The organism is Novipirellula caenicola (assembly GCF_039545035.1).
GTDB classification, from domain to species: Bacteria; Planctomycetota; Planctomycetia; order Pirellulales; family Pirellulaceae; genus Novipirellula; species Novipirellula caenicola.
In genome coordinates this window covers 523,911-536,851 of sequence record NZ_BAABRO010000003.1, presented here as the reverse complement: position 1 = coordinate 536,851, position 12,941 = coordinate 523,911, and the positions used below count along the sequence as shown (strand labels likewise).

The following is a 12,941-nucleotide window of genomic DNA, read 5'->3' as shown; positions in this document are numbered from 1 at the left end:
GGGCCAATACGAGCGGATGGATGGCATGGCTGCGATTGGCTTCCGCGAATGTGTGTTTGCACACGAGATTGCGCGGGCGGAATCCACGAATTTAAGAAGTGACGACATCCCATTGCACGCGAATCGAACGATTGCACGCAATTGCATTCGACGAATTCCTAACCCTAATCTTCTGCGGCAGCCTTGCGTCTGACGCGACTGCGCAATTGGGTGAACGATTCAGAGTGTTTGTGCAAGAGCCGGAAGGTTTTCTTGGTGGAGTGCGTTGTTTGCCAGGAGTCTGAAAACGAGCGTCGCTTTATGATGATCCGCCGTGGGTGTCGGGTTCGATGTGGACGTGGACGTCGCGGACTCGCGGCATTTCGATTAGCAACATGTCTTTGACGTCGTGGCCGATTCGGTGGCCTTCATCGACCGACATCTCGCCTGGAACCTGCACGTGGATCTCGACAAAAAACTCGAGTCCACTCTTGCGGACCCTCAACTTCTCGACATACGAGACGCCGGCGACCGCTTCGGCGACTTGACGGGCTCGTGCGACCGTCGCCTCGTCCGCCTGTTGATCCATCATCTCGCGCGCTGTGCTAATGAAAATTCGGATCCCCGTGATCACCAACATGCCACAAACACACAATGCGGCAATCGGATCGATATAGGGTCCCCACTTTCCGACGTACGGCGATACCAAAAGTGAAACCGCCACCGCCGCCGATCCCAAGGCATCGCTGCGATGATCCCACGCGGTCGCGCGCAGCGCCGATGAATCAAGCCGCTGGGCCACGCGAGCGGTGAATCGATACGTTACCTCTTTGACCAACGCACAGACGGCGGCAATCCAACCCGCCAACAATCCAGGCACTCGCAACTCGCCGCCGAATCGCTTTGCCGTTTCGATCGCTAACAAACCGGCACTGAAAGCAACGAGCAGGGCGACGCACAGTCCGGCAATCGATTCGGCTTTGGTGTGACCATAGGGATGATCGTCATCCTCTTCTCGCTGGGCGACACTCAGCGCCCCGCGGACGGCCAACGCGCTGGCGACATCACCAATCGAATTGACTGCGTCGGCAATCAGTGCGGCGGAACCGGTGATGATCCCGCCTGTCATCTTGGCGATCACCAAAACGACGTTCACCCCCAATCCCCACACGGCCGCGCGGCCGGCGTCGACGTAGACACGGTGACGCACCGCAATCGTCGCTTCGTCTCGAGGGGGGGTGATCGACAAGGGCGAGGACTCGCAGGTAGGGGGACGTTCGACAGCTTCGATGAACGTCAGTTTCAAGCTTATCGTACCGCCAAACCATTCCAATTGAACCAGGGCAATTTCCGGATTCATCCCCCCAGCGCGGCGAACCGTGACCTACGTTTTTCCAACGTGTGTCCGCATTGCCCCTCCGTTGCCTGCCTGAACCGCTGCCTGCGAAATCGAAACCATGAGCCCACCACCCAATCAGACCGCAAAATCGGAACAAACCGGCCTGTCCACGCTGTGGTTCGCCGCGACCACGCTGCTGGGCGCGTTTTTGGTTTTCCAAGTCCAACCGGTGATCAGCAAATGTGTGCTGCCGTGGTTCGGTGGCACCCCCGCAGTCTGGACCACCTGCATGCTGTTTTTTCAGCTGCTGCTGTTTGCCGGCTACTTATACGCTCATGTTCTAAAAAGTTATCTCAAACCGTCGATTCAAGGTGCGATCCATTTGTCACTGCTGAGCGCCGCCGCGCTGAGCTTGCCGATCGAACCGTCGGACGCCTGGAAACCGTCGGGCACCGAGTCACCGACACTCTATTTGCTGTGGATGCTGCTGTGTCACGTCGGGCTGCCCTACTTTGTACTGTCTAGCACCGGGCCGCTGATCCAAGCTTGGCTTAGCTATCAAGATTCAAGTGAGAAGATTTACCGACTGTATTCACTTTCGAACGCTGGGTCACTGTTAGCTCTACTGAGCTATCCGTTTGCCGTCGAACCCTTTTTGTCGGTGTCGAGTCAATCGGTCGTATGGTCGCTGATGTTCTGCGGTTTCGTGTTGATCCAAAGCGTGATTGCGATTCGGCTGTTCCGCGTCGTCGATCGTGACGAACCGCAACCCTCTGCATCCGCGCATGAATCCACCACCACGTCGATCCCTTGGCAGCACCGCGTGGCCTGGGTGACGCTGCCAGCGTTTGCATCAACGTTACTGCTTGTCGTGACGAATCATGTCTGCCAAGACGTTGCCGTGATCCCGTTTCTGTGGGTGCTGCCGCTGAGCCTGTATTTGCTCAGCTTTATCATCTGTTTTGATTCGCCACAGTGGTACAAGCCGAAATGGATCGCGCTGGTCAGCATTGTGGCAATCGCGGCGATTCAAACCAAAAATGTGTTGCCATTTTCACTTCAACTGCTCACCGAAGCCAGTTGTTACATGGTGCTGTTGTTAGGCGTGTGTTTGTTGTGCCACGGCGAGGTCGCTCGAGTGAAGCCTGCGGCGCGGTGGTTGACTCAGTACTATGCGTTGCTGTCGGCAGGCGGAGCGATCGGCGGTTTGATTGTCGCGGTCGCGTGCCCGTTGCTGTTTAACCATTTCATCGAACTTCCGTTGACGTTGTCGATTGCTTCGGCGCTGACCGTGGTGATCTTTTTCGCATGTCGTGGTTGGCGGTTGGCCGACTACGATTGGAACGCCGCCAAACAAGTCAAGTTCGCAGTGATGTTGGTGATGGCGTTGCCGATCGTTCACCTTTCGATGGATGGTCATGCGTCAGCCATCGCATCGAACCGCAACTTTTTCGGAGTCCTACGAGTCCAGCAAGACGAGGAAGGAACTCATTTGGTCCATGGCCGCACGATTCATGGCATGCAGCGCCCCGGCGAAGCGTCGTCGCAGCCAACGTCTTACTACTATTACGACAGTGGTGTGGGCCGTGTGATTTCGGCATTGCAAGAACGTTCGCCGTCGATCAAAACCGGCGTCATCGGTTTGGGCTGCGGCGTGCTTGCCAGTTACGGTCGCACGGAGGACGAATTCGACATGGTCGAAATCAATCCTGCGATCCAGCAGATTGCAAGCGAGCACTTTACCTTTCTGAGCGATTGTCCATCGACGATTCGGCATCATCTCGGTGATGGCCGCTTGGTGATGGAACGAATGCACGACAGCCGCTTTGACCTGATCGTGCTCGACGCCTTCAGCAGCGATGCGATTCCCGCTCATCTGTTGACCAGTGAAGCGTTCGAACTTTATCGCATGCGGATGTCGCCGGGGGGGGTGTTGGCCGTGCACGTGTCCAACAACCATCTCGATCTTTCTCCGCTGGTGCACCGGTTGGCGAAAAACGCGTCGCTGGAAAGCCGAGTCGTCTACGGAATCGGTGACGCTTCGATCAGCGTGCATCAATCTTGCTGGGTTATTTTGGCGGACGCCGACAATGCGGTCTGGGATCATCCAGCCATGGCGACGGCTCGCCCGGCGAGTCCCGAGCAGCTTCGCGACGCACCGTTATGGACGGATCAGCACCACAATTTGCTCAGCGTGCTGAATTTGTGGTAGTTGCTAGCCATTCGTTTGAGTGGTGAACATGAGCGTTTGCGAAAAAAAATCTGCAACTTTTCTGGATTGGCTCAAGAAGTCGGAAAAACCGGTATTGCCCGTTGTTTCACGGGTTTGCTAACTTCCGCAGCGTCCCTGGGAGTCAATTTGTGCACCGCACGGTGATCAGTTTGATTGAAGTTGTCGCAGTCGATGGACGATGAAACAAATGTTTCCGCCCGATTCGCGCTGACGAAAGTCTCTTTTCGCTACGACGGATTGCATCCTGGGACAAGGATAGCGGCGCTGACGACCGAAGCGGAAACGGTCAAAATCGAGTGATTTCAAGGAAGATTTCGCTGGATAGGCCCGGTCAATTCACGCGCTTTCGCATCCATCGAACTAACCCACGGCGACTCATCACTGAGTTACGGGTGGTTTGATGGGAGTCACCAGTCCCAAACGGGAGCAATCAGATTATGCAAATTTTTGGCCCTTTTCGTATGTCCGCCTCGCAACAAGCAGGTGGGGCACAACGAACCCAATCCCCGACCCCAGCGACGCCACCGAAATCCGCGGCACCTGTGGATCAGCTCGACATCAGCAGTGCGGCGTCGGGCGTCAATCGGCTCGAGGGTGCGATCGCCGGTGGGGGCGAGATCCGCATCGACCGCGTGGCCGATCTTCGTCGCCAAATTGCCAGCGGCAATTACGATACGCCTGAGAAGATGGATGCCGCCTTGGAGCGGATGTTGGACCAGTTCGCATAGCGACACGGCACTCACACGCCCATCCCGGCTCGGATTTCGCTGATTCGGCGTGGTCAAAGTCGAAAATTTGCGGTAAGACAGTGTTAGGGCATTCAAACAGCTCGCAAAATTGGTGTACTCTTTGAAGAGGACCACCGCGAGCTGTTTCCTCCGTTCGGACGGCGAAATTCGCCCCGCAATGCACCGACGCTACCGCCAATACTTTTCAACGTGTCTGACTCATCATCTCCTTCGCTTCAACCAATCGACGTTTCGCTGACCCCTCAAGAGCGTTTTGAGGAGTACCTGCAAACGCGTGGGCTTCGACAAACCAGCCAACGCAAAACGTTGGTCGATCAAGTCTTTAGTCACCACGACCATTTTGATGCCGACGAACTGATTGATCGCTTGCCTCGAAAAGGGGCCAAGAACTATGTCAGCAGCGCGACGGTCTATCGAACGCTGCGTGAATTCGTCGACGCCGGGCTGCTGAAAAGCTTCCAGCTCGAAGGACGGACGGTCTACGAACACGACTACGGTTACCCCCAGCACGATCATCTGTACTGCACTCGTTGTCGCGAGCTGTTCGAGTTCCAAAGCGAACCGCTCACCAAGCTGCTTGAAGAGATCGGCGTCGAGCATGGATTTCGCATCTCGGGTCACCGCATGATCATCCACGGGGTGTGCCGCGAATGCAGCAAGAGCCGCCGCAAAAAACGCAAGCAAGACTTGGTTTAGTCCAGGATTGGGAGTGGCTTTTGTAGCGGCAGATGGCGTTGGGCCAGCGTCATCTACTTTGGGTAGCGCTCGCGGTGCGGGGCCCGCCCGGTTGCGGCGAGTAAGACGTTCGATTTTGACCGGGCGGCTCATGCCGCACCGCTATAAAAAACATCCGTTTAGTGCAAAAGTGAATGGCGCTGGGCGTTGTGATCGCGGAGCGATCAACAACGTAATCGATCAACGACTCAGTCGTCGCTGGGGTCACACTCGCGGATCTGTTTCAGGATGGCGCCGAAGACCATTTCGTTGGCATCAAAGTCGCGACTCTCGGCCTGGATCTGAATCACAAATCGCTGACCGGCGATCCGCGTCACGATCGTCCGCAGCATGATCAGCAGATCGAGATAGTAGAACTTCAGATCGACCGCCAAACCGTTGTCAAAGAAGGAATCGATCGGCAGGATTTCGGATTCCACCTCGTTGTATTCGGCAATGATGGCATCGCGAATTTCGTCAACAAGCTGCTCGTCCAAATTCTGACTCTGGTCGCGGACGATCGAACAGAACCCGCCGCTTGGCATCTGCAGCGTTGCACTGTTGCCTGCTTCTTCCTCGTCGACAACGGAAGTCCAGTTGTCGGGATACAGGAAACGGAGTCCAAATTCGTCAAAAGTTGCTGGCATTATCTCGTTTTGAATTTTGCGTAATGGGCAGGTGCAAACCCCGCCGCAGTAAGGACGAAGGTGATCGATAAAGGGGACGTTGGCAAAACGTAACATTGGCTGGAAAAAAACACGTCCTCAAGCAACGCGGCGGACGTGGCCCCAATTACCGATCTTTACATTGCTTTTAACAGAGAAATCTTGCTAGAAGAAGTAACGAACGTTCTTTTCCCAACGCGATCAAGCTGAAATGAAATCGAATTTCGCCCTCATGATACTGATGATAGCGGTGTTGGCGTTAGCCGGCTGCCGCTCGATTCGGCGGATTGGCGAAAGTCGGCAATCGATTGCGGCTCGGCGGCTTTCCGGGCAGGGGTTCAAAGCGATGCACAGCAACCAGTGGGATGTCGCTGAAACCTTGTTCAGTGACGCGTTGGAGGTGTCTAGCGCCGATGACCGTGCCCATTGGGGGTTGGCGGAATCGCTTTGGCAACGCGGTGAACATGACGCCGCAATCGAGCACATGGAGCAAGCGGTCCGGCTCAGCGCCAGCGATCCCAAACGGGTCCAGCGACTCGGCCGCATGTATCTCGAAGTGGGACGCGACCAAGAGGCTCAGCAGCAAAGTCTTGCGGCGTTGGCGGCGGCCCGCAGCTCGGCCGACGTGTGGGCATTGCGAGGCGATTGTTTGCTCGCAGCAGGCCAGCTGCCCGAAGCGTTGGCAGCGTACCATCGTGCGTTGGCGCTGCAGCCTGATTTTCCCGAAGTCCAATTGCAGGCAGCGGAAATCTATCACCGAGAACATCGGTACGGACGGCTGTTGGCAACATTGGATCGGTTGCAGGACGGAATGGGAACCGATGCCACCCCGGCACGCGCGGACGTGCTGCAGGGGATCGCGATGCGGCAGCTTGGACGCAGCGACGAAGCTCAAAAATGTTTCGTGCGTGCGACCGAGAAAGACCCCACCGACTCGACGGCGCGTCTTGAACTCGCCACGCTGTTGTTGGACCAAGGCAACGTCGAAGCGGCCAAAGAATCGCTGGCGATGGCGCTGCGGCTGAACCCAAATCTGGTAGGCCCCAATGCACTAGGCGGTGAAGCCAATTGGGCAAACGAGGTCAAAAAGCAACAAGAGCGGCTGGCCAACGAACAACACGGGTTCGACATGCCAGCGAGTTTGCGGTAACGGCATTGCCCAACGGCACGTACCAATTTCGTAGCCCAATTCGTCAACGGTCTGTTGGTCGAGTAAGCCGCGATGCGTCAGTTTTGGAGCTGCGCCATGGTCGATTTTTTCCCGGCAAATCACAACCCGACGCATCATTTCAAAACGCGGCAGCGGGTGGGTTGTAGCGATGGCGACGGTTATCCGGTGCGATTAGGGGTGACCATGAGCGGCAAAAACGAGAAACCTCCGCGAAAAGAGTCGCAAACACGACGGCAAGCGATTTTGCAAGGTAGGCTTTCAATGGATTACCATGCTCATCCAGTAAAGAGTGAACTGATGCAACAATCGAATGTACCTACAAACTATCTGTCAGCGGTAACTCCGGAAAACTTTTCGGTGTCGAGCCAACCTGCGTCTGCATCCGATGCATTTGTCGATCGTCGAGCCAAAGACGCGTCCAAACCGCGTGGCGAACGTCGTCAATTCGGCAGCTCGCACAGTGGGCTTTCCGAAGAGGGACGTCAACTCGCATTGGCGATCGACCAATACAAATTGGAACACCACCGCCGCTACATCACGTGTGACGAGATGTTGATGGTGATCGGAACACTCGGTTATTCCAAATGAATCCCGGGATGGGAAAACTATTTGATCAGCGGCTGCAGTAATTGACGGCGTGTGACGACGGATCGCATGTCACCATGATCATCAAATAACACCGCCACGTCGCTTGCGGCATCATATAGCCGCAGCAGAATCCGCAGATGTCGATCAGTAGTTCGCCCTCGAATGACCGGTTTGATGTCGACTCGCGGATTGGCAACACACAAATCGGCATAACGCAAAAAGCCGATGATTCGCCCGCCACGCTGGACGAGCACGATGGGGTGGTTGCGTCGACGAGCTTGCTGTTTCGCCTCGGACACATTCACTGGCGCCTGCACGATCGCCAAACGCTGGGGCGGCACTCCGTACGAAACGGCCGGTTGATTGCCGACTTCGAACAAGTTCTGGGCCAACACCCGCTGGCCGGCCGCCAAGATGCCGGCTTCGTGACCGTCTCGTAACACTTGATCCAATTCACCGCGAGCCATCGTCAATCGCACGCGGAACGGCGTCTCGCCGGTAAGCAACCGCAGTGCGTTGCCCAGCAATCCCAACAGGATCGTGACCGGCGCAAATACAATCGTGGCGATCAGCAGTGCAGGGCGGGTCGCTCGCAGCAACCGATAGGGAGCGTGAAAGAACAGGTACTTTGGCAACAATTCGCCCAGCACAAACACGACAGGCGTCATCAACACAGGACCGATCAGTTCCGCGCTGGTGTCGACACCGAACAAGATCAACGCGGCCATCACGATCGCCAAACTGACCAAGTAGTTGGCGATATTGTTTCCGACCAACATCGTTGCGACAAAGATCGCAGGATGATTTAAAAGCCATACGACCCCACGCGCCATGCGTGAACCACTGAGCCCGTCGAGCACCAAGCGGGTTCGCGAGACACGGTACAGCCCCGTTTCGCTGCCACTAAAAAACGCGCTCAGCAACAACCCGACCGTGAAGATGATTATCGCGATCATCATGACGGCATCTCCGGTGAATCAGAACGTTCTTCGATCACACGGACATCGATCCACACCGCATCGTCTTTTTCCTCGATCACCTCCAGCGTGTAACGATCCAGCGGAGCACGATCGCCAACGCGGGGTAGTCGTTCGTTATGTCGCTGGATCAGCCCCGCCACCGTCGTCACGCCCTCTTCGACCGTTTCGATCCCCAATCGTTTGGCCAGTGCACGCGCGCTGGCGGATCCGTGGACACGGTAGTGATTTTCTTCGAGCATTTGGATGGTCGCTTCCCCAATCGTATCCATCTCGTGCGCGTGCCGCGAAGCAAAAACGTATTGCAAAATATCGTCGATCGTGATCGCCCCGATGGCTTCGCCAAACTCGTTCACGACCACAGCAACACTGCGGTCGTCGTCGTTGAGCTGATCGAGGACTTGCGACACACGGGCCGACCAAGGGACGTAGATCACCGGTTCCATCGCATTGGCGATATCGTCGATTTGGCTGGGGCGTAACAAGCGGATGCTGATCGCCGCATCAATCGATTCTCCGGCGCTGTCGGTGATCAAAACGTAGCCGTTTAGCGGTTGATCTTGGCTGAAAATCTGATGCACTTCGTCAACGGTGCACAACATCAACTTGCTCCGAAGCCGCATCAGTTCGGCAACGCGAATTTCGGCCATTTCCACCAGTCCTGACAACACGATCCGCTCGCGTTGCAGTAGCGCCGCGTCGTCGGTTCCCAGTTCGATGGCGCGTTCGATATCGGCGAGATCGATTTCCGGTTCGGGGCGAAACGACGGCCAAATCAAACGGCTGACGGCAAGGTTGGTCGTTTTGACCAACGGCAACACCGGGCTGACGATTTTGACCGCGATATTCAGCGGCGGTGCGACAAGCAGACTCAGCCGTGCCGGGGCAAGCACCGCAATACTTTTGGGCAACATCTCGCTAAAGAAGATGATCACCATCAAGCTGCCCGCAGTGAAGCCGACCGCGAGCGACGAGCCGCCTTGCGGATCCTCTTGCAATTTGGTCCCCACGATCGAAGCGATCGCAAAGTACGTCATGTTAATGAGAAGATTCCAAAACAAGATCGCCGACAGCAAACGATCCGAATCGTCCAACATCGCCGCCGCCATGCGGCCGGTGACGCCGCGTCGCTTCAATCGCAAGCGTTCGCGATGAGGCAGCGAAAAAAACGCCGCTTCACTACCACTAAAGAGTGCGCTTAGCAGGATCAACACTCCCATCACCAGCAGCCATCCCCAAGCTGCTAATAGCGGACTCAAGCGGAATCTCCACCGGCGCCACGATCACGATCAAGCGACACATCAAACTCGCTCAAGGCAGGAATCATCATCGCGGCGGTGGTGAATCCGTAACCGACCACCAACGAGAAGACGACAAACAGATGGTCGGTCTGCAACAAAAATTGAGTGATGGCGTAAAACGTGATCAAGGGCAACAAGAACGAAGCGGCAAAGATTGCCGAGGACGGGTTTCGCCATCCCAAGGACGCGAATAGCGCCGCCCCTCCACCAAGAATCATGACCAAAAATGGAGCCAATTGCAGCTGGAACGCACCACGGAAACTGACCATGATCGTCATGCAAATCGCAATCCCGACGCAGAGAAAAAAGACGGTCCCGAGACTCGCCAGCGTGGCGGTGCGTCCGGCCACGTAGTTCAGTGCCGAGTGAATCCCCAACATCGAAACGAACACGTACAACGTGATCGCCCCAACAAACAAATACGTCGCGTTCTCGACCGTCATCACCCCGTTGGCCGCCAAATAGACGACCAACGCCAATGGAAGCAGGATCATTTCTTTGGCGACGTACAGCACGCCCAACAGTTTGCCAAACACAAATTCGCTAGGCGTTAGATCGGTGACCAACAACAAATCCAGCGCCAATCCGTCGCGTTCGCCTGTGACGGCATTGACCGCCAACGCGTTGACCAACACCAAACTGATCACCCCAAGCGCCGCCAATGGCAACGTCGCCGCAGGCAGGGCGCGACCGATCCGCCCGGCAGGCTCCATCGCCACGCCGCTTTGAATCTGGAAATAGAGTGCCCCCGCCACCAGCAGGAACAATGCGACAAAGGCGACTCGGATCACCACGACTTTGCGGCCGTAAGCCCAAGTCATGATCTCGCGCCACAAAATTGGATTCTTCCAAACCTGGCGTGCCTGACGTACTTTCCAGGTCGCGGGCTCGGAATACTCTCGCAAATCTTCGGACGTTTCCGGTTCCGGTGCCTTCAAGCGAACGTCTCGCGACGGGTTCCAAATTCGCACCTTCATCACGCCGAAGACCAGCGTCGCGATCGACATCAACACCGACACACCGACAAAGTAACTGATCCCGATCGCCGTCGCGCTCGACAAACTGGCCAGCGGCGAGGCAGCGGCCAGCAGCGCGCGTGGCGGGCTGAGCGCCAACGCAATCGTCTCGGGAACGCCACCGATGACCGCAATGATCTCGGCGATGGCCATGTACATCAACAACAACAGCACGGTTAGTGCGATCGCTTGAAAGGTCTTCTCACGCCACAATCCCACCACCGTCCCGACCGAACCGGCAAAGACAATCGTCGCGGCGGTCACCACAAACACACTCAACACTTGTGCAGGCGAGACACCGCCAAGCAGCGGCAGCACCAAAAACAGGGGCATGGCGCAAACCAGCATCGAAAGCGGCCCCAGCAGGCTGGCGGTCAATTTGCCCACCACGACCTCGAAACCACTCAGCCGCGTCATCAGCAGCAACAACAGCGTACGGCGATCCTTTTCTTGAGCCACACTACTGGCGGCTCCCACGGCGGCCAAACTGCTGAGCACCAGAAATTGCAGCGGCGACAACAAGGCGAACATCCAGCCGCCAAAACGCGCCGAATCCGAGGTCGTCAGCAGCGACCGAGAACCGTCGAGCACCAAATAGCCCGTGCACAGCAGCAGAAACAGCACCAGCACGTAGACGCCTCGGCTGAGGTAGGTCTTGGGCCGTTTCGGAACGACCAACGCTTCGCGATTAAATACGGGTCCGAGCATGCTGGTGATAACGTGACAGTGATAGGGATGACGAGGATCCGTTACAGGTTACCAAACCCATCGTGGTGAAACAGCCACCATCGATTTGTCGCTGGTCGCCATTGGCGGGCGTTTTGGAGGTCCTCTTTTGCGAGAGATGCCCCCCCAGAGCAAGGCGGTGAAGTATTTTCTCGTAGCTACCTTCGCCAGAAGGTGGTCATTCGCATTCGCACGCCAACAATCCACGCTCTGGCGAGCGTCGCTACGGAACGCAAATGCTGCAATTTTCCGCCGGTAAATGCTTCACAGCGTTGCCCCCCCAAGGCCGCTATTCAAAGTGGACAGTCAATCCTAGGGGAATCCCCCACCAGACTGAGGGTTTGACGGATTATCAATCTAACCGGCAAATTCAGCCTCTTCGACCATCGAACACACAAAATCAGCACGACCCCACAGAAGCCCTCCGTACTACGCGCATGGGCGCACTATGGTTTTGATAATAGAGCACAAGTTTCGAAGAATGTATTAAAAGCGAATGGCTGGCTTTTAATGTAAGTGCTTGGGGCAAGCCAGCAACGCGATGAAATACAGACAAGAACTTACCATCATGATCAAGCCTTCTTACAAACGTGCGGTCCTTGAATTCCTGCGAGAAGAAGATGGTCCCACGGCAGTCGAGTACGCAGTGATGCTGGCGTTGATCCTTGCCGTCTGCATCAGCTCGGTCTCGTTTTTAGCCGCCAAAACGCAAGAAAGCTTTGTGACGTCCGGCGACGCGATCAGTGGTGCGTTCGGTAGCTAGTGCTGAGAACGGACAATCCTGTGGACGCAAAATGATGGACCTCAAACGATTCTCGTCGAACTCGACTCGAAAACATGTGATTGCCGATCCACATGTTCAAGGCGCTATCCTGCGTCGCGTGGCACTCTACGCGTTCGCGGCGATTCTGTATTACAGCGTCGTCTTCTGCTGTACCGTTTTTCTTTCGGACCGCGATGGCACGTCCACCGACCGGATGATCGAGTGTCTTGATGACGCGATCACCTGGATTCCAGGTCTATTTGTGATTTTGCCGATTGCTGCCTACGATTTGCTGGCCACGACAAACCGCTTTGCAGGCCCGATTTGTCGGCTGCGAGGCGAATTACAGCGTTTGATCGCCGGCGAAAGTCCCCGTCCACTGAACTTTCGCGAGCATGATCACTGGAGCGAAATCGCCGAATTGTTCAATGAAGTTCGTGCGGAGCTGTTGGTGTTGCGTGAAGAATCAAAGAACCCAAGCGGGCCTCGCAAACCAGCGGATCCGTCCAAGGAAGTCGTCGACGTGCTGCTCTAAAGACCCGCTTCGATCAACCGGACACAGTACGCTCGTTCCTGGGTGGCGGGTGCCGAGCGCTGTCAATTTTGGCATCCTTTTTCGTTTTGGACGGTCAATCACTGCTTCGGCAATCGTCCCGTGCCTCTTGATATGGCATACTCTTAGACGACAATCTGACCGAATCAACGCGAAAGTGGACAAGA

At 56.1% G+C, this 12,941-nt stretch carries 13 protein-coding genes; 8 read left to right on the top strand and 5 right to left on the bottom strand.

Translation table 11 applies throughout. The annotated features are described in order from the left end of the window. Positions 1–298: 298 nt before the first annotated feature. Positions 299–1,228, bottom strand: a complete 930-nt coding sequence (locus ABEA92_RS09335; protein ID WP_345683547.1) for a cation diffusion facilitator family transporter — start codon at positions 1,226–1,228, stop codon at positions 299–301. Between the two features lie 208 nt (positions 1,229–1,436). On the opposite strand from ABEA92_RS09335, the gene ABEA92_RS09330 reads away from it, so the two are divergent. The 4 genes from ABEA92_RS09330 (at position 1,437) to ABEA92_RS09315 (ending at position 4,996) form a co-directional block, all read left to right on the top strand. Next, positions 1,437–3,530 (top strand): fused MFS/spermidine synthase, encoded by a 2,094-nt coding sequence (locus tag ABEA92_RS09330; protein ID WP_345683546.1) that lies wholly within the window; start codon positions 1,437–1,439, stop codon positions 3,528–3,530. A gap of 192 nt (positions 3,531–3,722) precedes the next feature. Next, a complete protein-coding gene (locus ABEA92_RS09325; protein ID WP_008705088.1) occupies positions 3,723–3,851 on the top strand; it encodes a hypothetical protein in 129 nt (42 codons plus the stop codon). A gap of 161 nt (positions 3,852–4,012) precedes the next feature. Next, positions 4,013–4,279: a flagellar biosynthesis anti-sigma factor FlgM gene (locus ABEA92_RS09320; RefSeq protein ID WP_345683545.1), complete on the top strand. Its 267-nt coding sequence runs from the start codon at positions 4,013–4,015 to the stop codon at positions 4,277–4,279. 210 nt (positions 4,280–4,489) lie between these two features. After that, on the top strand, positions 4,490–4,996 hold the full coding sequence (locus ABEA92_RS09315; RefSeq protein WP_345683544.1) for a Fur family transcriptional regulator: 507 nt from the start codon (positions 4,490–4,492) through the stop codon (positions 4,994–4,996). A 227-nt stretch (positions 4,997–5,223) separates the two neighbouring features. On the opposite strand, the gene ABEA92_RS09310 is transcribed toward ABEA92_RS09315, so the two are convergent. Continuing rightward, positions 5,224–5,661: a hypothetical protein gene (locus tag ABEA92_RS09310; RefSeq protein ID WP_345683543.1), complete on the bottom strand. Its 438-nt coding sequence runs from the start codon at positions 5,659–5,661 to the stop codon at positions 5,224–5,226. A 250-nt stretch (positions 5,662–5,911) separates the two neighbouring features. Between ABEA92_RS09310 and ABEA92_RS09305 the strand changes: the two genes are divergently transcribed. Continuing rightward, on the top strand, positions 5,912–6,829 hold the full coding sequence (locus ABEA92_RS09305) for a tetratricopeptide repeat protein (RefSeq protein WP_345683542.1): 918 nt from the start codon (positions 5,912–5,914) through the stop codon (positions 6,827–6,829). A 96-nt stretch (positions 6,830–6,925) separates the two neighbouring features. Next, positions 6,926–7,438, top strand: a complete 513-nt coding sequence (locus ABEA92_RS09300; RefSeq protein WP_345683541.1) for a hypothetical protein — start codon at positions 6,926–6,928, stop codon at positions 7,436–7,438. A gap of 17 nt (positions 7,439–7,455) precedes the next feature. Here ABEA92_RS09300 and ABEA92_RS09295 read toward each other — a convergent pair whose 3' ends face one another. Genes ABEA92_RS09295 through ABEA92_RS09285 form a run of 3 tightly spaced genes read right to left on the bottom strand, consistent with a single transcriptional unit; the run spans position 7,456 to position 11,440 of the window. Continuing rightward, complete coding sequence (locus ABEA92_RS09295; protein ID WP_345683540.1) at positions 7,456–8,397, bottom strand: CNNM domain-containing protein; 942 nt, start codon at positions 8,395–8,397, stop codon at positions 7,456–7,458. Then, a complete protein-coding gene (locus ABEA92_RS09290) occupies positions 8,394–9,674 on the bottom strand; it encodes a CNNM domain-containing protein (protein WP_345683539.1) in 1,281 nt (426 codons plus the stop codon). Before ABEA92_RS09290 ends, ABEA92_RS09295 begins: the two co-directional genes overlap by 4 nt. Next, positions 9,671–11,440 carry a hypothetical protein gene (locus ABEA92_RS09285; protein ID WP_345683538.1) on the bottom strand — a complete coding sequence of 590 codons (1,770 nt, stop codon included), beginning with the start codon at positions 11,438–11,440 and terminating at the stop codon, positions 9,671–9,673. The genes ABEA92_RS09290 and ABEA92_RS09285 overlap by 4 nt, the downstream gene beginning before the upstream one ends. Positions 11,441–12,026: 586 nt before the next feature. Between ABEA92_RS09285 and ABEA92_RS09280 the strand changes: the two genes are divergently transcribed. Beyond that, on the top strand, positions 12,027–12,221 hold the full coding sequence (locus tag ABEA92_RS09280) for a Flp family type IVb pilin (protein WP_345683537.1): 195 nt from the start codon (positions 12,027–12,029) through the stop codon (positions 12,219–12,221). Positions 12,222–12,252: 31 nt separating this feature from the next. Next, on the top strand, positions 12,253–12,756 hold the full coding sequence (locus ABEA92_RS09275; RefSeq protein WP_345683536.1) for a hypothetical protein: 504 nt from the start codon (positions 12,253–12,255) through the stop codon (positions 12,754–12,756). Positions 12,757–12,941 lie beyond the last annotated feature (185 nt).

Bases quoted from the DNA above. Each gene is read 5' to 3' on its own strand.
- ABEA92_RS09330 (WP_345683546.1), top strand. From the start codon at position 1,437: ATGAGCCCACCACCCAATCAGACCGCAAAATCGGAACAAACCGGCCTG.
- ABEA92_RS09325 (WP_008705088.1), top strand. From the start codon at position 3,723: ATGGACGATGAAACAAATGTTTCCGCCCGATTCGCGCTGACGAAAGTC.
- ABEA92_RS09320 (WP_345683545.1), top strand. From the start codon at position 4,013: ATGTCCGCCTCGCAACAAGCAGGTGGGGCACAACGAACCCAATCCCCG.
- ABEA92_RS09310 (WP_345683543.1), bottom strand. From the start codon at position 5,661: ATGCCAGCAACTTTTGACGAATTTGGACTCCGTTTCCTGTATCCCGAC.
- ABEA92_RS09305 (WP_345683542.1), top strand. From the start codon at position 5,912: ATGATACTGATGATAGCGGTGTTGGCGTTAGCCGGCTGCCGCTCGATT.
- ABEA92_RS09300 (WP_345683541.1), top strand. From the start codon at position 6,926: ATGGTCGATTTTTTCCCGGCAAATCACAACCCGACGCATCATTTCAAA.
- ABEA92_RS09295 (WP_345683540.1), bottom strand. From the start codon at position 8,397: ATGATGATCGCGATAATCATCTTCACGGTCGGGTTGTTGCTGAGCGCG.
- ABEA92_RS09285 (WP_345683538.1), bottom strand. From the start codon at position 11,440: ATGCTCGGACCCGTATTTAATCGCGAAGCGTTGGTCGTTCCGAAACGG.
- ABEA92_RS09280 (WP_345683537.1), top strand. From the start codon at position 12,027: ATGATCAAGCCTTCTTACAAACGTGCGGTCCTTGAATTCCTGCGAGAA.
- ABEA92_RS09275 (WP_345683536.1), top strand. From the start codon at position 12,253: ATGATGGACCTCAAACGATTCTCGTCGAACTCGACTCGAAAACATGTG.